The sequence below is a fragment of the Kitasatospora sp. NPDC004531 genome, assembly GCF_053602195.1.
Genome location: NZ_JBSGDD010000025.1, coordinates 38,361 through 59,038 on the forward strand (window position 1 = coordinate 38,361; position 20,678 = coordinate 59,038).

Genomic DNA, 20,678 nt, shown 5'->3' on the forward strand with positions numbered 1-20,678 from the left:
GGAGAACTGCGCGACAAGCGCCAACCACGTCCGTGAGGTCGCGATCACGTGCAGGTCATTGTCCTGCGTCGCGATCTTGCGGTTGGGTGCCTTCCGCTTCGCGCAGTTCCCCGCGCCCCTGGTGGTGCGCTCCCTGGTTTCGCGCCCGTCCTACTTCGTGTAGAGGCCCTCGATCTCGGCGGCGAAGTCCTTGAGGACGACGTTGCGCTTGAGCTTGAGGGACGGGGTGAGGTGGCCGCTGGCCTCGGTGAAGGTGGTGGTGAGGAGGCGGAACTTCTTGACGGCCTCGGCGTGGGAGACGGCCTGGTTGCCGTCGTCGACGGCGGCCTGGATGGCGGCGAGGAGGTCGGGGTCCTCGCGGAGGTCGGCGACGGTCGCGTCGGCGGGCTTGTTGTTGAGGGCCTTCCAGCGGGGGAAGAACTCGTCGTCGACGGTGACCAGGCAGGCGATGAAGGGCTTGCGGTCGCCGACGACCATGACCTCGCCGATGATCGCGTGGGCGCGGATGCGGTCCTCGATCACGGCGGGGGCGACGTTCTTGCCGCCGGCGGTGACGATGATCTCCTTCTTGCGGCCGGTGATGGTCAGGTAGCCGTCGTCGTCGAGGGTGCCGAGGTCGCCGGTGGCGAACCAGCCGTCCTGGAGGGCGTCGGCGGTGGCGGTGGGGTTGTTCCAGTAGCCGGTGAAGATCTGCGGGCCCTTGAGCAGGACCTCGCCGTCCTCGGCGATGCGGATCGCGGAGCCGGGCAGCGGCTGGCCGACGGTGCCGATCTTGGCCTTGTCGTTGGGGTTGAAGGTGGTGGCCGCGCAGGACTCGGTGAGGCCGTAGCCCTCCAGGACGGAGAAGCCGATGCCGCGGTAGAAGTGGCCGAGCCGTTCGCCGAGCGGGGCGCCGCCGGAGATGGCGGTCTTGCAGCGGCCGCCGAGGGCGTTGCGGAGCTTGACGTAGACCAGCTTGTCGAAGATCGCGTGCTTGACGCGGAGCAGCAGCGAGGGGCCGCCGGCGTCCAGGGCGCGGCTGTAGGCGATGGCGGTCTCGGCGGCGCGGTCGAAGATCTTGCCCTTGCCGTCGGCCTGGGCCTTGGCGCGGGCGGTGTTGTAGACCTTCTCGAAGACGCGCGGGACGCCGAGGATCAGGGTCGGCTGGAAGGAGCCGAGTTCCTCGGTGACGTTGCGGATGTCGGAGACGTGGCCGAGCTTGACCGGGGCGATGGCGGCGGCGATCTCGGCGATCCGGCCGAGCACGTGGGCCAGCGGCAGGAAGAGCAGGACCGAGGATTCGCCGGTGACGAACAGCTCGGGCATCCGGCGGGTGACGTTGCCCAGTTCGGCGAGGAAGTTGCCGTGGGTGAGCTGACAGCCCTTGGGGCGGCCGGTGGTGCCGGAGGTGTAGACGATGGTGGCGATCGAGTCGGCGTTCGCGAGGACGCGGCGCTCGGCGATCACCTCGTCGCCGACGTCCTGGCCGGCGCGGACCAGGGCGGCGATGCCGTCGCGTTCGATCTGCCAGGTGTGCCGGAGCGCGGGCAGCGCCTCGCGGACCTCGGCGACGACGGCGGCGTGCTGGTCGGTCTCGGTGACGACGACGAGCGCGCCGGAGTCGCCGAGGATCCACTGGACCTGCTCGGCGGAGGAGGTCTCGTAGACGGGGACGGTGATCGCGCCGGCGGTCCAGATCGCGAAGTCGAGCAGCGTCCACTCGTAGCGGGTGCGGGACATCACGGCGACCCGGTCGCCCGGGCCGACGCCCGAGGCGATCAGGCCCTTGGCGACGGCGTGCACCTCGGCGAGGAACTGGACGGCGGTCAGGTCCTGCCACCGCCCGTCAGCCTTGCGGCTGAGCACAGCGACGCCCGGGTGCCGCTCCGCGTTCTGGTGGACCAGGTCGGCGAGGTTGCCGTCGCTCGGTACCTGGTAGCGGGCCGGAAGGCTGAACTCCTCGAGCAAGACTGCTCCTCGTACGCGACGCTGCGGGACGACTGGACGTTACTGCTGGGTAGGTGAGTTCGACCAGAGGGGTCGGCCTCGGTGTTCCGATCGTCACATCGCAGGTCGGACGTGGGATGGACCGATGCGAACCCTACGACAGTCCCGACGTGACCCGCCGGTAAGGTGCCTCGGCGGAAAGGACGCGGTCCCGCCCGCGATAGCCTCTGCTGGGCGCACAGCAGCACAGGGAGATCGCGGAGGCCGCAATGGCGGAGCACACCAGGTCGAGCATTGTCATCGACGCCACCCCGGCCGAGGTCATGGCGGTGATCGCCGACTTCGCCGCCTACCCGGAGTGGACCGACGAGCTGAAGGAGATCGAGGTCCTGCAGACCGGGCCGGACGGCCGCGCCGCCGAGGTGCGGCTGCTGCTGGACGCCGGCGCGATCCGCGACGAGCACGTGCTCGCCTACACCTGGGACGGCGACCGCGAGGTCGCCTGGACGCTCGTCAAGAGCCAGATGCTGCGTTCCCTGGACGGCTCCTACCGGCTCGCCCCGGCGGGCCAGGGCCGCACCGAGGTCACCTACCAGCTGGCCGTGGACGTCAAGATCCCGATGCTGGGCATGATCAAGCGCAAGGCCGAGAAGGTCATCATCGACCGGGCACTGGCCGGCCTGAAGAAGCGCGTCGAGGGCTGACCGGGCCCGTGGCCACCCGCACCGTACTGATCAGCGGCCCCGAGTCCGCCAGGATCGCCGCCGCCACCGCCCTGCACCACGCCCGGCAGGGCAGCGAGACCCTGCTGCTGGCAGCCGACGACCCGCACCGGGCCGTCGACGACCTGCTCGGCGTCCGGCTCGGCCCCGAGGCCGTCGAACTGGAACCGTGCCTGGCCGCCGTCCGGCTCGACGAGCAGGCCGCGTTCCGGGCCGCCCTGGACGGCTACCGCGACCGCCTCGCCCCCGCGCTGGACCTGATAGGCGCCCAGCCGCTGGACCCCGACGAACTCGCCCCGCTGCCCGGCACCCGCGCCCTCGCCCTGCTGCGCGCCCTGCCCCGGGCCCGGGCCGAGGTGCTGGTGGTCGCCGCCCCGCCGCCCGCCGAGCTGATCGCCACCCTCGCGCTCCCCGCCCAGCTGGAGCGCTACCTGGCCCGGCTGCTGCCCGAACAGCGCCAGGCCGCCCGCGCGCTGCGCCCGCTGCTGGCCGGACTGGCGGGCGTCCCGATGCCCACCGACAAGCTGTTCGAGGCCCGGGCCGCCGCGTCCGGCGCGCTCGCCGAGGCTGCCGCCGCGATCACCGCGCCCGGCACCACCGTCCGCCTGGTGCTGGACGCCGCCCGACCCGCTCCCCGCGCCCTCGCCCGGATCCGGGCCGGCCTGGCCCTGCACGGCCTGCCGCTGGACGCGGTGGTCGCGCACGGCGCGCACCCCGCCGGCGCCGCCGACTCCCCGGACCCGTGGCTGGCCCGCACCGCCGCCCGGCAGCACGCGCAACTCGCGGAGATCGCCGAGCAGTTGGACGTCCCGCTGCTGACCGTGCGGCAGCCCGACTCGCTGCAGGCGCTGGCCGAGGAGCTCTACCCGGCCGGCGCACCCCCGATCCCCGCGCCCGCCGAGCCCTGGACCGAGGACCGGCTGGCCGCCGAGAACCTGCTGATCTGGCACCTGCCGCTGCCCGGCGCCGACCGCCAGGACCTCGAACTGCTGCGCCGCGGCGACGAATTGGTCCTCGGCACCGGAAACTACCGACGAGTCGTGGCACTCCCGTCCGCGCTGCGCCGTTGCACGGTCAGCGGGGCCGGCCTGGTCGACGGGACGCTGTCGGTGCGGTTCACCCCCGATCCGGCGCTGTGGCCGCGCGGGTAGCGGAATCCGACTGACGGGAGCAGCTGATGAGTACGGAACAGCCGGGCGGGACAGGCGAGTTCGCGCCGCTGGTGGAAGAGGTGCGGAAGTTTGCGACCGCGCTCGGCGGCAAGGCGCTGGAGATCGGCGACCGGCTGCGCGAGTCCAACCCCGAGGTGTACGGCCACCTGGCCGCCGCCGGCGGCGAGTTGCTGGCCGCGTACCGGGCCGTCGTGGCCGGGCACGAGAAGCGCTGGTCGGCGCCCCAACACGCCGAGACCGAGCGGGTGGACCTGGACGGGGCCGAAGAGGCCTCCGACAAGTAGTGAAGCCGGTGGTTCGCCAGCGTCACATTGTGATTTCAAGCCATCACCGAACGGGACAGTCGGTATGACTTCTGAAGGCAGAGCGCCGAGTTCGTCGTGAACTGCCTTCGGATAATGTAGGCCGAACTGTGTACGTGGGCACCCCTCAGCCGGTACCGTTCCGCCTGAGCGGGAACGAGTGAATAGCTGAGGGACACATGGCTCTGACCATCGGCGTGGACGTCGGCGGTACCAAGATCGCAGCAGGCGTGGTCGACGAGTCCGGCGAGATTCTGGCCAGGACCAGGGTGCCCACCCCGGCCGACCCCCAGTGGGCGGTCGACGCGATCGCCCAGGGCGTGCGGGAGTTGAAGGAGCAGTACCCCGACGTCGCCGCCGTCGGCGTCGGCGCGCCCGGCTTCGTCAGCCGGGACCGCTCCACCGTCCTGATGGCGCCCAACATCGCCTGGGAGAACGAGCCCCTCAAGCAGCGCGTCGAGGAACTCACCGGCCTGCCCACCGTGGTCGAGAACGACGCCAACTGCGCCGCCTGGGCCGAGTTCCGGTTCGGCGCCGCGGCCGCGTACGAGGACATGGTGCTGATCACCGTCGGCACCGGCATCGGCGGCGGCATCGTCCTCGACGGCCGCCTGCACCGCGGGCGGTTCGGCGTGGCCGGCGAGATCGGCCACCTCAACATGGTCCCGGACGGGCTGCTCTGCGGCTGCGGCGGGCACGGCTGCTGGGAGCAGTACGGCTCCGGGCGGGCGCTGCGCCGCTACGGGCGGGAGAAGTCCGCGGCCGACCCGATCGCCGGCAAGCGGATGCTCGAACTCAACGAGGGCGTCGCCGAGACCATCCGCGGCATCCACATCACCCAGGCCGCAGAAGAAGGCGACCCGCTGGCCCTGGCCTGCTACGCGGAGCTCGCCGACTGGCTCGGCCGCGGCATGGCCGACCTCGCCGCGCTGTTCGACCCGGCGGTGTTCGTGCTGGGCGGCGGCGTGTCGGACTCCGGCCGGCTGCTGCTCGACCCGGTGGCGGCGGCGTTCGGGAAGTACCTGACGGGCGGGCCGGCCCGACCGAAGGCGGACGTCGTCCTGGCGTCGATGGGCTCGGCGGCGGGGATCGCGGGAGCGGGAGACCTCGCGCGGGTGTAGGCGCAGGGGCGGGAACCGGGAGGCACCCCCGCGTGCCCCTGTTTTCGCGCCCTCTCGCTTCTCTCCCTGATTCCCCACCCTCCTGTTACTGTCGGTCAGGTGACGGACACTGATGTTGCGTTGGCGTCCTCCGGGGTGGAGCCGGACGGGGCGCGGCGGGTGCGGGTGATGAGTTACAACGTGCGGTCGTTGCGCGACGACCGGGCGGCCGTGGCCCGGGTGATCCGGGCGTGCGATCCGGACGTGGTGTGCGTGCAGGAGTCGCCGCGGTACTGGAAGAGCGAGAAGGCCGCGGCGTGGCTCGCGCACAGGACCGGGATGGTGATCCTGGCCGGCGGCGGCCGCGTCGCGGCGGGGCCGCTGCTGCTCGGCAGGCTGCGGGTGGACGTGCTGGAGCTGCGGGACGTGCTGCTGCCGAAGACGCGGGGCCTGCACGCGCGCGGGTTCGCGAGTGCGTTGGTGCGGATCGGCGGGTCGCGGCCGTTCTCGGTGACGAGCTGCCACCTGAGTCTTCAACCCGAGGAGCGGCTGCGGCAGTTCGAGCTGCTGCGCCGTCAACTGCGGCCCGGGGAGCCCGGCGTGGTGGCGGGCGACTTCAACGAGCCGCCGGAGGAACCGGGTTGGCGGCGCTTCGCGGAGGAGATGGTGGACGCGCACGCGAAGGCGCCGTGGGGCGGGACGTTCACTTCGGTGCCGGCGGAGCCGTACCAGCGGATCGACGGGGTGTTCGTGACGCCGGACATCGACGTGCTGGGTTGCGGGGTGCCGTATCCGCTGCCGGGGGTCTCGGCGGAGGATCTGCGGGCGGCGACGGACCATCTGCCGGTGCTGGCGTCGCTGCGGGTGCCCGCGGCGTAAGCGGTGTGCCGGGGCCGAGCGGTCGTCGGCCCCGGCACGGCGCGTCAGACGACGGCGCCGCCGTTGGGGTCCTCGGGCTCGTCGTCGTCGCGGTCCTTCATGCGGGCGACCAGCGTGCCGAAGCCGCCGAGGAAGGCGATGATGCCGACCCAGGCGGGCCAGCCGGAGACCTCGCGCCAGACCACGGCGTCGAACAGGAGCAGCGCCGGGCCGCCGAGGACGGCCAGCCAGGCGAACTTGGCGGTGGTGTCGGCCGGCGGCAGCGGCGGGGGCTCCGGCGGGACGAAGTGGTCGTCGTCCTCGTTCTCGGCGACGGTGTAGTCGCGCGGGCCGCCCTCGACGGGGCGGGGGACCGGGCGGGGGGTGAAGTCGCCGAGGCCGGTGGGGCCGGTGGGCGCGCTGGGCCGGCGGGGGCGCTCGCGGACGTTCTCCGCGTCGGGCCAGGCCTGGTCGGTGGCGTCCACGGGCTCGTCGAACTGGGCGACCAGCGCGGCGAAGATCGCGTCCTGCTCGGCCTGGCTGCCGGCGGCGGGGCGCCGCGGGGCGGGCTCGGGCGCGGCTTCTTCGGCGGGCTCGGCCGCCTTCGGGTCGTCGCGGGGCAGGTCCTCGTCGTCGTTCGCCTTGCTGGTCTCGTTCACTATCGGCCTTTCAGCCCGAGTGGTTCCCGGCATCGACCGCCGCTGCCGGGGCCAGCCGCCGGACGAAGTCGAGGCTCGCCCCGAAGATCAGACCGGCGTCGTGGTCCAGCGTGGCCACGTGGAAGCTGCGGTCGAGCAGCAGCTCCGTCACATCGGTCGAGGATATCCGGGCGAGTACCAGCGCCGAGTTGTGCGGCGAGACCACGTGGTCCTGCGGACTGTGCAACAGCAGAACGGGCTGGGTCACCTTGGGCATTCCCGCCTGGACGCTCTTCCAGAGCCGGGCCAGCGACCAGGCGGCGTGCAGCGGCACGCGGTCGTAGCCGACCTCGGCCGTGCCGGGCTTGGCGATGTCCCCGGCGACGCCCGGCAGCGAGGGCAGCAGGTGGCGCAGGACCGGAAGAAGCACCGTCCCGGGGTTGTCGGAGCGCACCGACGGGTTGACGAGCACCAGTCCGGAGATCCGGTCGCCGTGCTTCTCGGCGAGCTTGAGGGCGAGCGAGGAGCCCATCGACAGCGCGAAGACGAAGACCTGCTCGCAGCGGGCGGTCAGCTCGGCGAGGGCGGCCTCGGCGGTGGCGTACCAGTCCTCCCAGCGGGTCGGCTGGAGGTCCTGCCAGCGGGTGCCGTGGCCGGGCAGCAGCGGGACGCTGACGGTGAGTCCGGCGTCGGCCAGGTGTTCGGCCCACGGGCGCATGGACTGCGGGGAACCGGTGAAACCGTGGACGAGCAGCACACCGACCGGACCGCCGTCGTGGCGGTACGGTTCGGCTCCCGGCAGCAGCGGCATCGGCGGGACTCCTGGAGGTGGGGGCGCGGGCGAGGGTGGCCTCGATCGTCCCACGGGGAGGGTGGCCCGTACAGAGGCCCGCTGCGGCCCCGGACGGGTCGCCGGTGCACGGGCGCGCGGGCCGGGGCATTAGGATCGTCCGGTCCGCACAACAGGAGGCCCCGGTTGTTCTACCGACTGATGAAGATGATCGTCGCGCCGCTGCTGCGGATCTTCTTCCGGCCGTGGATGGAGGGCGAGGAGAACATTCCGGACGAAGGCCCGGCCATCCTCGCCAGCAACCACCTGTCCTTCTCGGACTCGTTCTTCCTGCCCGCGCTGCTCAAGCGGCGGGTGACGTTCATCGCGAAGGCCGAGTACTTCACCACGCCCGGCATCAAGGGCCGGCTGACCGCCGCGTTCTTCAAGGGCGTCGGCCAGCTGCCGGTGGACCGCTCGGGCGCCCGGGGCGCCGGCGAGGCGGCGATCCGCAGCGGCATCGCGGTGATCGAGCGCGGCGAGGTGTTCGGCGTGTACCCGGAGGGCACCCGTTCGCCCGACGGCAAGCTGTACCGGGGCAAGGTCGGCGGCCTGGCCCGCGTCGCGCTGGCCACCGGAGCGCCGGTGATCCCGGTCGCGATGATCGACACCGAGAAGGTGCAGCCGCCCGGCCAGGTGATCCCGAACTTCGGCGTCCGCCCCGGCATCCGGATCGGCCGCCCGCTGGACTTCTCCCGCTACCAGGGCATGGAGAACGACCGGTTCATCCTGCGCTCGGTCACCGACGAGGTGATGTACGAGATCATGCGGCTGTCCGGCCAGGAGTACGTCGACATCTACGCGACCGCCGCCAAGCGGCAGCTCGCGGAGGAGAAGAAGGCCGCCGAGGCGGACCGCAAGGCGCAGCAGAAGGCCGAGAAGGCCGCCGAGCAGGCCGAGAAGGACACAGCGCAGGAGAAGGACGCCGGGGCCTGACCGGCCCTCAGCGTCAGGGGGGCTTGGCGTGGAGGAACACAGAGCGGCCGTGCCGGGCCCGGCCGCGGCGGTGGTGGCCGGCGGGATGTCAGTGGAACTGCCGCTGTGGCGCGCCATGGGGTACTTCCGGGTGCTGGCGCTGGCGTACGCGGTGCTGCGGTTCCTCACCGCCTACCGGGAGTTCCTGCACCCGGTGTCCGGCTGGATCTACCTGGGCGCGCTGACCCTGTGGACGCTGGCCAGCACCAGGGCGTTCGCCGGGCCGAAGCGCTGCACCTGGGCGGTGCTCGGCACCGACCTGACGTTCGCGGTGTTCGGCATCGTGCAGAGCGGTTTCATCGACACGCCCGCCCGGATCCACGCCGGCGCGCCGACGCTGCCCACCATCTGGGCGGCCGGCACGGTGCTGGGCTTCGCGGGCAAGGGCGGCTGGCGGCCCGCCGCGTTCGCCGGGGCGGTGATCGGCGCCGCCAACATCCTCGGCCACGGCGGGATCAGCCCCGACAACCTGCACAACATCGTGCTGCTGCTGGTGGCCGGCTGCGCCATCGGCTACGTCATCGAACTCGCCCGGGCCAGCGAGGCGGTGCTCACCCGGGCGCTCCAGGTGGAGGCCGCCACCCGGGAACGCGAGCGGCTGACCCGCGACATCCACGACGGCGTCCTGCAGGTGCTCGCCCTGGTGCACCGTCAGCAGGGCGACGCCGCCGAACTGGGCCGGCTGGCGGGCGAACAGGAACGGGCGCTGCGGGCCCTGATGACGGGCCAGCAGCAGGCGGCGGCCGTCACCGACGGCGAGGCGGACCTGCGTCCGCTGATCTCCCGGCACGCCGGCGAGCGGATCACCGTCGCCGCGCCCGGCACGCCGGTGCTGCTGCCCGCGCCGGTGGCCGCCGAACTGGCCGCCGCCGTCGCCGCCGCGCTGGACAACGTCCGGGTGCACGCCGGGGAGGGCGCCCGGGCCTGGATCCTGCTGGAGGACGAGCCGGAGGCCGTCACCGTCTCGGTGCGCGACGACGGCCCCGGGTTCCCGGCCGGACGGCTGGCGCAGGCCCGGAGCGACGGCCGGCTCGGCGTGGCGCAGTCCATCCGGGGCCGGATGCTGGACCTCGGCGGCAGCGCCGAGCTGTACTCGGTGCCCGGGGAGGGCGTCGAGGTGGAACTGCGGTGGCCGCGGAGGGGTGGCGATGACTGATCAGCCGGTGCGGGTGATGGTGGTGGACGACCACCCGATGTGGCGCGACGGGGTGGCCCGGGACCTGGCCGAGGCCGGGTTCGCGGTGGTGGCCACCGCCGGGGACGGCGAGGAGGCGGTGCGCCGCGCCCGGGCCAGCTCCCCGCAGGTGGTGGTGCTGGACCTCAACCTGCCCGCGCTGCCCGGCGTCGAGGTGTGCCGCCAGGTGGTGGCCGCCGACCCGGCGGTGCGGGTGCTGGTGCTGTCCGCGAGCGGCGAGCACACCGACGTGCTGGAGGCCGTGAAGTCCGGGGCGACCGGCTACCTGGTGAAGTCGGCGGGCCGCGAGGAGCTGATCGACGCGGTCCGCCGCACCGCCCTCGGCGACCCGGTCTTCACCCCCGGCCTGGCCGGCCTGGTGCTCGGCGAGTTCCGCCGCCTCGCCACCGAACCCGGCACCCCCGCCCGGCCCGCCGCGCCGCAACTGACGCCCCGGGAGACGGAGGTGCTGCGGCTGGTCGCCAAGGGACTCTCCTACCGCCAGATCGCCGACCGCCTGGTGCTCTCGCACCGCACCGTGCAGAACCACGTCCAGAACACCCTCGGCAAGCTGCAACTGCACAACCGGGTCGAGCTGGTGCGGTACGCGATCGAACAGGGGCTGGACGAGGAGCTGGGCTAGGCGGAGCAGCGGTCGCCGACCGAGGTGGTGATCGGCTGGAAGGTGTCGCGGATCTCCTCGTTGGTGAAGTCGTCCAGCCCGAGGTCCTGCTTCAAAGTGGTGGTCCAGTCGGTGTCCTTGAGGTAGTCGGCGATCGCCTGGCGGAGCAGCTCGCAGGCCTTCCGGTGCCCCTTGGGCAGCATCATCATCAGGTACTGGGGCCTGCCGATGTGGACGTTCCGGGGCACCCGGTACGCGTGCGAGGTGCCGGTTCCGGAGTTGATCGCGATGCCCTGGAGCACCACGTAGTCGGCGAGCACGGCGTCGGCGCTGCCGTCGTTGAGCCGGTCCATGCAGAAGTTGAGGTCGGTCCCGGTGACGGGGGGCCGTCCGCCGTTGTCCACCAGAGTGTCGTAGGCAGTGGTCCTCTCCTGCGCGCAGACGGCGAGCGGCCGGAGGTCCTCCGCCTTCTTGATCTCCCGGGTGTCGGAGGCTTTGAGCAGGACGCCGAGCGGGGTCTGCAGGTAGGGGCCGGCCAGGTCGAAGTCCTTCTTCAGATCGGCCCGTTCGGAGATGTCGGCGATCACCAGGTCGACCTTGTTGTGGTTGGTGTTGCCGTCGAGGAGCGCCTCCTTCCAGTTGGCCGTGGTGACGGGCAGCGAGGTGAAGTCGCGGTGCAGCAGTTCCTGAATCACCTTCTGCGCCACGTGCGGCTCGAAGCCGTCGTAGTTGCCCTTGCCGGTGAGGACGGACATGCCGGGGCGGCCGTCCTTGAAGCCGACCTTGATCGGGTCGCTGTCGAACGGGTCGGGCTTGCTGTCGTCGGAGCAGCCGAACGCGGCGGCGGCCAGCAGGAGCAGGCAGGCCGCCAGGCGGACGGGGCGTGGTGCGTGCACGGGAGCCTCCTATCGTTCGAAGTCGACGCGCTGGGTGTCGATGTGCTGCGCGCAGCCGCCATCGGTCTTGAGCCGCAGGTCGATGCGCAGCCCGGTGTGGCCGGGCGGGACGGCGATGGACAGCGGCTTGTCCGGGGTCTGCCAGTCGGTGCTTCCGCCCGCATCGGCGGAGAGGGCGACCTCGATCTCGGGGCAGCTTCCCTGGCCGGGGTGCTTGTCCGTCAACTGGATGCGCGCCACCAGACGGGTCGCCCCGGGCGGGACGTTCACCGTGGCCGAGGACACGCTGCCCGGGTCCACCGTCTCGGGCACCCACGTCACCTCCCGGCCGGGCAACGGCGGAGGCCCGTCCGGCGGCAGCAGCACCGCCGTCACCCCGCCGGCGGTGGCCAGCAGCGCGACCGCAGCCGCGAGCACTGTCCAACGCCGGGGCGAGCGCCCGTAGGAGAGGGGGGAACGCGAGCGCTCCACCTCCTTCCGGGCCAGCTGGGCCAACTGGGGTTCGACGTGCCCGAGTTCGAGCAGCAGGCGATCCGGGCTGCCACTGGTCAGGGCCTGTGCGGCCAGGTCGAAGAGATCGCCGCGGGAGAGGCGTTGCGGCGACTGCGTCGAGAACTGGAGCACCTCGGCGATCACCACCAGGTCGGCGCGCTGGCTCGCCCGCAGCCCCGGGGCGCCCTGTACCTGGGCGAGGAACCCCACCCAGGCGCCGCGCAGTTGGTGGCCCATGTTCCAGGTCAGCCAGTCGTACAGGTGGGAGATGGCGGCGGCGGGCTGGGCGTGGTCCTCGGCCAGGTACTTGGCGATCCGGCGGGCGGAGCGCGCGAGGCTGTTGGGGCGCACCTGGACGGCGTAGCCGGTGTATTCCGCCAGGTGCTGTTCCAAGTCGGTGAGAGGCTCGGCGAGTTCGTGCCAGCTCGCCAGGATGCGCTGCAGCATGTGCCGGGTCTCCCTGGTGCAGCGGTCCATCCTCACCCCTCCGGGTCGATGTGCAGCAGTCTTGCGAGATCGTCGAGCGCCTGTTGCGATCCGCACAGGGCGTACGCGCCGTCCAGCAGGGCGCGCAGGGCGGTGGGCGGGTTGCGGTGGTTCAGGCAGGCGGCGGCGACGCCGCTCAGGTGCAGGAAGGCGAGCCCGCTGTAGGGAACCCTGATGTCCGCCGCCGGGCCGAGTTCGTCGTTGACGTACTGGATCAGCATCAGGCGGGCCTGCGGGTCCTGGAGCAGCGGGACGCCGGCCAGCAGCTGGGCGCAGGCCTGGGCGGTGATCCTCCGGGTCGGCGGCGCGGGCGGCGGGCGCTCGCCGAGCAGCGGCAGCAGTGCGGACAGCGGGGTGATCCAGCCGCCCCTGGTGTGGGAGCTGTGTGCGGTGGCCTTCACCATGCCGACCAGCAGGCCGTCGCCGTCGACCACCATGCTGCCGCTCAACCCGAAGGGGATCCAGCCGAGTTGGACGCGCAGGCCGAGCCCGGAGGGGCCCGCCACGGTGAGCTGGGCGGACTCCGGGCCGACCTCGCGGGTCACCTCGTTCACCGCGAAGCCGTGCGCGAGTGCGGCCGCGCCGTTGGCGATGTCCCGGTCGGCGACCGGGACGGCCGGTGCGCCCGCGAGGCCCGGGACGTCCAGCACCGCCAGGTCCGGCGGCGGGTGGGCGGCCGCGCCGGGCGGGCGCTCGGGCGGGGCCAGCAGTACCACCCGGGCCGGGTGCGCGGCGCCCGCGTGGCGGGCCGTGAGCACGGAGTGCCCGGCCGCCACGTGGGCGCAGCTGACCACCCGGCCCGCGCCCAGGTGGAAGCCGCTGCCGAGGAACTCCCCGTCCGGCCCGGCCAGCCAGAGCGCCGCGGCCGGCGCGCCGTGCGCCGTCACTCGGCGGGGCTGTCGTCCGGGCGCGACCAGCCGAGCCGGACCACCAGGCTGGCCTCGCCGGACGCCTCCGCCAGCACGCTGATCAACTGGCCTGATTTCACGCCCAGGGTGAGCCCGAACTCCACCTCGAAGGAGTCCGGGTCGCCGGCCTGCCGTGCGGTCTCCCGGGCCCACCGGCCCACCGCGCGGACCGTCCGCCGGACGTCGCCCAGGCTGTGCGTCACCGCCCTGGAGACCGCCCCCGCGTCCCCGGCCGTCGGCCGGTCGCCCGCACGGACGGCCGCGTGCAGGACAGTGCCGTCGTCGAGGACGATCTCCACCGTGTCGTGTTCTGCTGAATGTGCCATGTCCCCCTCCATGCCCGCTCGCGAAGCAGGATATGAATATCAGTCAACTCGGCGTCTGTACTACGCATTTCAGGGGATGTTGACGCGTGGGGCGGACGGGTCAGCGGCGCACTGCCGGGACGCCGCGCAGCAGTTCGGCGACGATCTCCACGCCCTCCCTGGTCAGCACCGACTCGGGGTGGAACTGGAGCCCCGCGAAGCCAGGCCCGCGCAGCGCGTGGACGTCCCCGGTGCGCGGGTCGCGGGCCACCTCGATGCCCTCGGCGGCCAGCCGCCGCGCCACCGGGTCGTCGCAGCGGGCGGTGAAGGTGTTGTAGAAGCCCACGGTGCGGCGCACGCCGAACAGGTCGATCGCCTCCTGCGCCCCCTGGTACGGCACGGCCTTGCGGGCCAGCGGCAGGCCGAGCCGCGCGGACAGCAGCTGGTGGCTGAGGCAGACCGCCAGCAGCGGGGCGCCGCGGGAGCCGTCCCGGGCGGCGGCGAGGGCGTCGGCGACGATCGGGCGCAGCAGCGCCATCTTCGGGTCGGCCGGATCGGCGGGGTCGCCGGGTCCGGGGCCGAGCACCAGCGGGCCGGGGTGGGCGGCGGCCCGCTCGCGCAGCCCGGGCGTGTCGTGGCGCAGCACGGTGACGGTGTGGCCGAGCGAGCGCAGCAGGTGGGCGAGCATCGCGGTGAAGGTGTCCTCGCCGTCGACCACCAGCGCGTGGGCGTCGGGGCGGGGCTCGGCGGGCTGCTGCATCCGCAGCCAGAACGGGGCGAGCCCGGCCCGGCGGGAGCCCAGCGCGGCCTGCACCCGGTGGTCCTCGCCGAGCCGGGGCCGGGCGGCGGCGGCCTTCGCGGGCCGGGCCGGTCGGGCGCCGATCGCGGAGAGCACCCCGGCGGCCTTGGCGTGCGTCTCGGCGACCTCCGAGTACGGGTCGGAGTGCCGGACCAGGGTGGCGCCGACCCGGACGACCAGCGAGCCGTCGGCGGGGTCGATGTCGGCGGTCCGGATGCAGATCGGCGAGTCCAGCTGCTGGCCGCCGCCGGCCGAGCGCCCGATCAGCGCCAGCGCGCCCGAGTAGTAGCCGCGCCCGCCGCGCTCGTACCGGTCGATGACCCGGGTGGCGTTCTGCACGGGGCTGCCGGTGACGGTGGCGGCGAACATGGTCTCCCGCAGCACCTCCCGGACGTCCAGCGAGGTGCGGCCGCGCAGCTCGTACTCGGTGTGCGCGAGGTGCGACATCTCCTTCAGGCGCGGCCCGAGCACCTGCCCGCCGAGGTCGCCGACCGCGCACATCATCTTCAGCTCCTCGTCGACCACCATGGTGAGCTCCTCCAACTCCTTGGGGTCGCGCAGGAATTCGAGGAGGGACTCGGCGGTCGGCCCGGTGGACGGATAGCGGTAGGTGCCGGAGATCGGGTTCATCACCACGGTGCCGCCGGACTGCCGGACGTGGACCTCGGGGGACGCGCCGACCAGCACCCGGTCGCCGGTGTGCACCAGGAACGTCCAGTACGCGCCGCGCTCGTGCTGCAGCAGCCGCCGGAACAGGGTCAGCGCGGTGGCGATGTCGAAGCCGTCCAGCGCGGCCCGGAAGTCGCGCCGGATCACGAAGTTGGCGCCCTCGCCGCGCCCGATCTCGTCCTCGATCACCCGCCGGACGATGTCCGCGTACTCGTCGTCGTCGATGTCGAAGCCGCCGCCGCGCAGCTCCACCGGCGCGTCCGGCAGTGCGGCCAGCACCTCGCCGAGCGGCAGCGCGTGCTGCTCCTCGACGGCCAGCGCGCGCAGCGGGGTGCCGTCCTGGCGGGCCGCGAAGCCGCGTTCGCGCAGCTGGGCGTAGGGGACCAGGGCGAGCAGGTCGTGCCGGGGGCCGCCGGCGGGCACGCCGTGCGGGACGGGCAGGTCGGCCAGCGTGTCGTGCTCGGAGACGGTGCCGAGCAGCAGCTCGACGGTGTCGGGGGCGAGCCGGGGCGTGCGGCGGTGCAGCAGGGCGAAGGCGGGGGCGCCGGGCGCGGTGAGCCGGGCGAGCAGGTCGGCTGCGGTGGTGGTCACGACTGCGGGGTCCTTCCGGAAGTTGGCCGGTGCCGCCTTCGGGGAGGTCGTGACGCTGGACACAGACGCCGACGGCCGCCCCGAAGGGCGGCCGTCGTTCGTCTCTAGGGACGCGCGATTCGTGGGCCGCCCAACGGGCTGGCCCACCACCAGGAGGAGGTGTAGGTCGCGGTCATGCAGCAGACCATAGCCCACCCCGGGCCCGCCCGGGGCGATGTCCACGACCTGTCTCACCCACCGGGCGTCGTCACCGAGCTGTTGGGACGACCCCGTAGCCTTGCCCTTGTGACCGTGACTAACCACTCCTGGCAGTCCCTGCCCGCGGCGCAGCAGCCTGAATGGCCGGACCAAGAGGCTCTGCGCAAGACCCTTGCGGAGCTCGCCTCCTATCCGCCGCTCGTCTTCGCCGGCGAGTGCGACCAGCTGCGCGCCCGGCTCGGCGCCGTCGCGCGTGGTGAGGCGTTCCTGCTGCAGGGCGGTGACTGTGCCGAGGCGTTCGACGCCGTGTCGGCCGACCACATCCGCAACAAGCTCAAGACCCTGCTCCAGATGGCCGCGGTGCTGACCTACGCGGCGTCCGTGCCGGTGGTGAAGGTCGGCCGGATCGCCGGCCAGTACTCCAAGCCGCGCTCGAAGAACACCGAGACCCGGGACGGCGTGACGCTGCCGGTGTACCGGGGCGACTCGGTGAACGGCTTCGAGTTCACCCCCGAGTCCCGGATCCCGGACCCGGAGCGCCTGAAGCGGATGTACAACGCCTCCGCCTCGACCCTGAACCTGGTGCGCGCCTTCACCACCGGCGGCTACGCCGACCTGCGCCAGGTGCACGCCTGGAACCAGGACTTCGTGCGCAACTCCCCGGCCGGCCAGCGCTACGAGCAGCTGGCCCGGGAGATCGACCAGGCGCTGGCCTTCATGAACGCCTGCGGGGTGGCCCCGGAGGAGTTCAAGACGGTCGAGTTCTTCTCCTCGCACGAGGCGCTGATCCTGGACTACGAGACGGCCCTGACCCGCACCGACTCGCGCACCGGCGAGCTGTACGACGTCTCCGGCCACATGGTCTGGATCGGTGAGCGCACCCGTCAACTCGACCACGCGCACATCGAGTTCGCCTCGAAGATCCGCAACCCGATCGGCGTGAAGCTCGGCCCGACCACCACGGTCGACGAGGCGCTCACCCTGATCGACCGGCTGGACCCGGAGCGCGAGCCCGGCCGGCTCACCTTCATCACCCGGATGGGCGCGGGCAAGATCCGCGACCACCTGCCCACCCTGGTGGAGAAGGTCACCGCGTCCGGCGCCCAGGTGGTGTGGATCAGCGACCCGATGCACGGCAACACCTACGAGGCGTCCAGCGGCCACAAGACCCGCAAGTTCGACGACGTCCTGGACGAGGTCAAGGGCTTCTTCGAGGTGCACCGCGCGCTCGGCACCCACCCGGGCGGCATCCACGTGGAGCTGACCGGCGACGACGTCACCGAGTGCGTCGGCGGCGGCGACGAGGTGCTGGTCGACGACCTGCACCAGCGCTACGAGACCGCCTGCGACCCGCGGCTCAACCGCAGCCAGTCGCTGGACCTGGCGTTCCTGGTGGCCGAGATGTACCGCGGCCAGTAGGGCCTCCCGGCCGGTGTGACGAAGGCCCCTCCGTTTTCGGTGATCCGAAGGCGGAGGGGCCTTCTTCGTACCCGGAGCACCAGGTAAGGTAAGGCTCAGTAAAGCAACGCCGAGCGTGGAAGGGGCCGTACATGTACGTGTGCATGTGCCATGCGGTCACCGAGGCCCGGGTCAAGCAGGAGATCGACGAGGGCGCCACCACCCCGCGTCAGATAGCCAAGGGCTGCAAGGCCGGCACCGACTGCGGCTCCTGCGTGCGGCGGATCCAGGCGCTGCTCGGCGAGAGCGGCGCCCGCCCCTGCCCGACCGCGCGGTTGGCCCAGCGGCTCGGACTGGCCGAGCCGGCCGCCCCGCAGGCGGCCTGAACCGTCCGGTCAGCTGTCCGGCTGTTCGATCAGCTGCGCGATGTAGAGGGCCTCGCCGAGCTTCTCGATCAGTTCGAGCTGGGTGTCCAGGTAGTCGATGTGCTGTTCCTCGTCGGCGAGGATGTCCTCGAAGATGTTCGCCGAGGTGACGTCGTTCTTGGCCCGCATCACCACGATCCCGCGCTTGAGGCGGTCGATCGCCTCCACCTCGACCTGCCGGTCGGCCTGGAACATCTCCGTGACGGTCTGCCCGATCCGGACGTGGAACAGCCGCTGGTAGTTCGGCAGGCCCTCCAGGAACAGGATCCGGTCGGTGAGCGTCTCGGCGTGCTTCATCTCGTCGAAGGACTCGTGCCGGGTGTATTTGGCGAGCTTGGTCCAGCCGTTGTTCTCCTGCATTTTCGCGTGCAGGAAGTACTGGTTGATCGCGGTGAGCTCGGCGGTCAGCTGCTCGTTGAGGAACTCGATGACCTCGGGATCGCCCTGCATGGCCTGCCCTTCCTGACTCGTCATTCCGGCCGGTGCCGGGTTGCCCGCATCGTGGCAGCCGGTCGGGGGCACTTCCAGTAAGTTCACGCTTACCGGGGAGCCGGGCGGCGTGGTTTCCTCCGCCGCCGGAATTCGCTGACCTGCGTGAACGTGCTCCTGATTGGTCCGAACGGAGGTATCTGCTCCGAACGCCTGAACGGAGTGGTTTCGTGTTGCCCCCCTCCGTCGGAAATGGTTTCCGGAGGGGCGCGCGGCGGGGGCGTGCGAGGTTCGGCGAACGCCGTCTGTCACCATGGAGCCATGGGTCACCACCAATCGGATGAATCGTCGCCGCAGGTTGACCCGAGGCTCCCGCCGGGCCAGCGCCGACAGCGCGGCTGGCCGGTGCTGCACTACGGGCCGGTGCCCCGGTTCAAGCCGGACAGCTGGGACTTCCAGGTGTTCGGGGCGACCGCCGACGCGGAGAAGGCCCGCTGGGACTTCGCGGGCTTCCACGCGCTGCCCAAGACGACCGTCCGCGGCGACTTCCACTGCGTCACCAAGTTCTCCATGCTCGACAACGAGTGGTGCGGCGTCGCCGGCCGGACGGTGCTCGACCTCGTCCCGCCCGACACGACCGTCACCCACGTCATGGTGTGGGCCGAGTACGGCTACAGCGCCAACCTGCGGCTGGCCGACTTCGCCGCCCCGTCGACGGTGTTCGCCACCCACCACGACGGGCAGCCGCTGACCCTCGAACACGGCTTCCCGGTCCGCCTGGTGGTGCCGCACCTGTACGCCTGGAAGGGCCCCAAGTGGGTGCGCGCCGTCGAGTACCTGCGGGCCGACCGGCGCGGCTTCTGGGAGGAGCGCGGCTACCACAACCGCGCCGACCCCTGGCAGCAGCAGCGCTACTCCTACCAGGAGCAGGAGGGCGACGGCCCGCTGCGGTGAGGGCCCCCGGGCCCGTCCGGCCGATCTAGAACAGGCTGACGGTGATGGTCACCGTCGACCCCTGCGGGCGCGGCGTCCCCGCCGCCGGGGACTGCTCGGTGACCTTGCCGAGCGGCAGCAGGCCGGCGACCTGCGGGGTGAACCCGGCGTCCTGCAGGGCCTTCGCCGCGTCCTCCTTGGACAGGCCGGAGACGTTCGGCACCAGGTGCATGCCCTTGGAGACCGTCAGCCCGACCGGCGAGTTCGGGGCCAGCGCCGTACCGGCCGCCGGGTCGGTGGAGATCACCGCGCCCTTCGGCACCGCGTCGCTGAACTGCTCGGTGGTGCCGCCCGCCGTCAGCCGGGCGTCGGTCAGCGCCTTGACGGCCTCGGCCAGCGGGCGGTTCACCACCTCGGGCACCGGCAGCCGCTCGGGGCCGCGCGAGACCACGACCTTGACCGCGTCGCTCTTGCGGACCTTGGCGCCCACCCCGGGGTCGGTGGAGATCACCTGGCCGGCCTGCACCGACTCGCTGAACTGCTCGGTGAACGCGGCGTGCAGGCCCTGCTTGTCCAGCACGGTGACGGCCTGCTGCCGGCTCTGGCCCAGCACGCTCGGCACCGTCGCGTACACCGCGCTGGACAGCGCGTACGTCACGCCGCCGACCAGCAGCACCACCACGACGCCGACGGCCGCCCAGATCATCGGGGCCCGGCGGACCCGCGGACCGGAGCTGCGGCGGCGGCTGCGCGGCGGCGGGGCGTCGTCGTTCACCGGGCGCACCGGTGGCAGCAGGTCGGGCGGGACGTCCAGCACGCTGGTGCGCTCCAGGCCCGGCGGGGCGCTGATCACGGCGGTCGCCTCGCCCGGGCCGAACAGCGGGGTGGGCCGGCCGGACGCCGGCGGCTCCGCGTCCAGGCGGTCGGCCGGCAGTACCCGGCGCACCCGCTGCACGGCGGCCAGCAGCTCCACCGCGTCCCACGGCCGGGCCTCGGGGTCGCGGGCGGTGGCGGTGGCGACCAGGGCGTCCAGCTCCGCGCCCACGGCGGGGGCGGTGCGGGACGGCGCCGGGACGTCCTCGTGCAGGTGGCGGTACATCACCTGGGCGGGGTTCTCGCCGGTGTGCGGCTTGGCGCCGGTGAGCATCTCGTACAGCAGGATGCCCGCCGCGTAGACGTCCACCCGCTGGTCGGTGGGGGCGTCCTGGCTGATCTGCTCGGGCGCCAAGTACGAGACGGTGCCCATCAGTTGGCCCGGCTCGGTGGCGGCGGTGGTGTTCGCCTCGGCGGCGCCCATGACCCGGACCAGGCCGAAGTCCGCGACCTTCACCAGGCCGTTGTCGGTGATCAGCACGTTCTCCGGCTTCACGTCCCGGTGCACCAGGCCCGCCCGGTGGGCCGCGCCGAGCGCCGCCAGCACCGGCTCCAGGACGTCCAGCGCGGCCCGCACCGAGAGCGCGCCGCGGTCGCGCAGCAGGTCGCGCAGGGTGCGGCCGGGGACGTACTCCAGCGCCATGAACACCGCGCGCGGATCCGCGCCCTGGTCCAGCACGTTGACCACGTTGGGGTGGGCGAGCCGGGCCGCGGCCTTCGCCTCGCGGATGAAACGCGCCGTGAAGTCGGCGTCGCCCGCCAGCGAAGGGTGCATCACCTTCAGCGCGACGGTGCGGTCGAGGCGGGTGTCGGTGCCCCGGTAGACCGTCGACATGCCGCCGATCGCGATCCGCTGCTCGACCCGGTAGCGCCCGTCGAGCAGCGCGCCGATGAGGGGGTCGTTCAGCGTCATGTCCACCCGAGGAGTGTAGTCAGCGCCCGGCGGGCGTGGACCACC

General features: G+C 72.6%; 21 protein-coding genes. 11 read left to right on the forward strand and 10 right to left on the reverse strand.

The annotated features are described in order from the left end of the window. Positions 1-150: 150 nt before the first annotated feature. A complete protein-coding gene (locus ACWEMJ_RS13485; RefSeq protein ID WP_452137164.1) occupies positions 151-1,947 on the reverse strand; it encodes an AMP-dependent synthetase/ligase in 1,797 nt (598 codons plus the stop codon). A gap of 248 nt (positions 1,948-2,195) precedes the next feature. Here ACWEMJ_RS13485 and ACWEMJ_RS13490 point away from each other — a divergent pair, with 248 nt between their 5' ends. The 5 genes from ACWEMJ_RS13490 to ACWEMJ_RS13510 all read left to right on the forward strand — a co-directional run bounded on the left by ACWEMJ_RS13490 (position 2,196) and on the right by ACWEMJ_RS13510 (position 6,101). Continuing rightward, positions 2,196-2,630, forward strand: coding sequence for an SRPBCC family protein (locus ACWEMJ_RS13490; protein ID WP_452137165.1), 435 nt, complete (start codon positions 2,196-2,198; stop codon positions 2,628-2,630). Between the two features lie 8 nt (positions 2,631-2,638). Continuing rightward, positions 2,639-3,799 carry an ArsA family ATPase gene (locus ACWEMJ_RS13495; RefSeq protein ID WP_452137166.1) on the forward strand — a complete coding sequence of 387 codons (1,161 nt, stop codon included), beginning with the start codon at positions 2,639-2,641 and terminating at the stop codon, positions 3,797-3,799. A gap of 26 nt (positions 3,800-3,825) precedes the next feature. After that, positions 3,826-4,104, forward strand: a complete 279-nt coding sequence (locus tag ACWEMJ_RS13500; RefSeq protein ID WP_452137167.1) for a DUF5304 family protein — start codon at positions 3,826-3,828, stop codon at positions 4,102-4,104. A 197-nt stretch (positions 4,105-4,301) separates the two neighbouring features. Beyond that, positions 4,302-5,243, forward strand: a complete 942-nt coding sequence (locus tag ACWEMJ_RS13505) for an ROK family glucokinase (protein ID WP_452137168.1) — start codon at positions 4,302-4,304, stop codon at positions 5,241-5,243. 99 nt (positions 5,244-5,342) lie between these two features. Then, positions 5,343-6,101 (forward strand): endonuclease/exonuclease/phosphatase family protein, encoded by a 759-nt coding sequence (locus tag ACWEMJ_RS13510; RefSeq protein WP_452137169.1) that lies wholly within the window; start codon positions 5,343-5,345, stop codon positions 6,099-6,101. A 44-nt stretch (positions 6,102-6,145) separates the two neighbouring features. Here ACWEMJ_RS13510 and ACWEMJ_RS13515 read toward each other — a convergent pair whose 3' ends face one another. Together ACWEMJ_RS13515 and ACWEMJ_RS13520 are read right to left on the reverse strand one after the other, a co-directional pair. Continuing rightward, complete coding sequence (locus ACWEMJ_RS13515) at positions 6,146-6,739, reverse strand: hypothetical protein (RefSeq protein WP_452137170.1); 594 nt, start codon at positions 6,737-6,739, stop codon at positions 6,146-6,148. Between the two features lie 10 nt (positions 6,740-6,749). Further along, positions 6,750-7,529 (reverse strand): alpha/beta hydrolase, encoded by a 780-nt coding sequence (locus ACWEMJ_RS13520; protein WP_452137171.1) that lies wholly within the window; start codon positions 7,527-7,529, stop codon positions 6,750-6,752. A 180-nt stretch (positions 7,530-7,709) separates the two neighbouring features. Here ACWEMJ_RS13520 and ACWEMJ_RS13525 point away from each other — a divergent pair, with 180 nt between their 5' ends. The 3 genes from ACWEMJ_RS13525 (at position 7,710) to ACWEMJ_RS13535 (ending at position 10,339) form a co-directional block, all read left to right on the forward strand. Next, positions 7,710-8,483, forward strand: coding sequence for a 1-acyl-sn-glycerol-3-phosphate acyltransferase (locus tag ACWEMJ_RS13525; protein ID WP_452137202.1), 774 nt, complete (start codon positions 7,710-7,712; stop codon positions 8,481-8,483). An 85-nt stretch (positions 8,484-8,568) separates the two neighbouring features. After that, positions 8,569-9,678 (forward strand): MacS family sensor histidine kinase, encoded by a 1,110-nt coding sequence (gene macS, locus ACWEMJ_RS13530; protein WP_452137203.1) that lies wholly within the window; start codon positions 8,569-8,571, stop codon positions 9,676-9,678. Further along, positions 9,671-10,339, forward strand: coding sequence for a response regulator (locus tag ACWEMJ_RS13535; RefSeq protein WP_452137172.1), 669 nt, complete (start codon positions 9,671-9,673; stop codon positions 10,337-10,339). Before macS ends, ACWEMJ_RS13535 begins: the two co-directional genes overlap by 8 nt. Here the strand turns inward: ACWEMJ_RS13535 and ACWEMJ_RS13540 are convergent. From ACWEMJ_RS13540 to ACWEMJ_RS13560, 5 genes are all read right to left on the reverse strand, one after another. Continuing rightward, positions 10,336-11,214, reverse strand: coding sequence for a substrate-binding periplasmic protein (locus ACWEMJ_RS13540; protein WP_452137173.1), 879 nt, complete (start codon positions 11,212-11,214; stop codon positions 10,336-10,338). The genes ACWEMJ_RS13535 and ACWEMJ_RS13540 overlap by 4 nt on opposite strands. Positions 11,215-11,223: 9 nt before the next feature. After that, a complete protein-coding gene (locus ACWEMJ_RS13545) occupies positions 11,224-12,153 on the reverse strand; it encodes a hypothetical protein (RefSeq protein ID WP_452137174.1) in 930 nt (309 codons plus the stop codon). Between the two features lie 32 nt (positions 12,154-12,185). Beyond that, complete coding sequence (locus ACWEMJ_RS13550) at positions 12,186-13,079, reverse strand: effector-associated domain 2-containing protein (protein ID WP_452137175.1); 894 nt, start codon at positions 13,077-13,079, stop codon at positions 12,186-12,188. Further along, positions 13,076-13,426, reverse strand: a complete 351-nt coding sequence (locus ACWEMJ_RS13555; protein WP_452137176.1) for a CU044_2847 family protein — start codon at positions 13,424-13,426, stop codon at positions 13,076-13,078. Before ACWEMJ_RS13555 ends, ACWEMJ_RS13550 begins: the two co-directional genes overlap by 4 nt. Positions 13,427-13,526: 100 nt before the next feature. Continuing rightward, positions 13,527-15,464: an anthranilate synthase family protein gene (locus ACWEMJ_RS13560; protein WP_452137177.1), complete on the reverse strand. Its 1,938-nt coding sequence runs from the start codon at positions 15,462-15,464 to the stop codon at positions 13,527-13,529. 285 nt (positions 15,465-15,749) lie between these two features. On the opposite strand from ACWEMJ_RS13560, the gene ACWEMJ_RS13565 reads away from it, so the two are divergent. Both ACWEMJ_RS13565 and ACWEMJ_RS13570 read left to right on the forward strand, forming a co-directional pair. After that, positions 15,750-17,081, forward strand: coding sequence for a class II 3-deoxy-7-phosphoheptulonate synthase (locus ACWEMJ_RS13565; RefSeq protein WP_452137178.1), 1,332 nt, complete (start codon positions 15,750-15,752; stop codon positions 17,079-17,081). A 131-nt stretch (positions 17,082-17,212) separates the two neighbouring features. Then, positions 17,213-17,446, forward strand: a complete 234-nt coding sequence (locus tag ACWEMJ_RS13570) for a (2Fe-2S)-binding protein (protein WP_452137179.1) — start codon at positions 17,213-17,215, stop codon at positions 17,444-17,446. A 9-nt stretch (positions 17,447-17,455) separates the two neighbouring features. Here the strand turns inward: ACWEMJ_RS13570 and bfr are convergent, their stop codons facing one another. After that, positions 17,456-17,935, reverse strand: coding sequence for a bacterioferritin (bfr, locus tag ACWEMJ_RS13575; RefSeq protein WP_452137180.1), 480 nt, complete (start codon positions 17,933-17,935; stop codon positions 17,456-17,458). Between the two features lie 300 nt (positions 17,936-18,235). Here bfr and ACWEMJ_RS13580 point away from each other — a divergent pair, with 300 nt between their 5' ends. After that, positions 18,236-18,868, forward strand: coding sequence for a sulfite oxidase-like oxidoreductase (locus tag ACWEMJ_RS13580; RefSeq protein WP_452137181.1), 633 nt, complete (start codon positions 18,236-18,238; stop codon positions 18,866-18,868). Between the two features lie 25 nt (positions 18,869-18,893). Here ACWEMJ_RS13580 and pknB read toward each other — a convergent pair whose 3' ends face one another. After that, positions 18,894-20,633 carry a Stk1 family PASTA domain-containing Ser/Thr kinase gene (pknB, locus tag ACWEMJ_RS13585; protein ID WP_452137204.1) on the reverse strand — a complete coding sequence of 580 codons (1,740 nt, stop codon included), beginning with the start codon at positions 20,631-20,633 and terminating at the stop codon, positions 18,894-18,896. Positions 20,634-20,678: the final 45 nt, after the last annotated feature.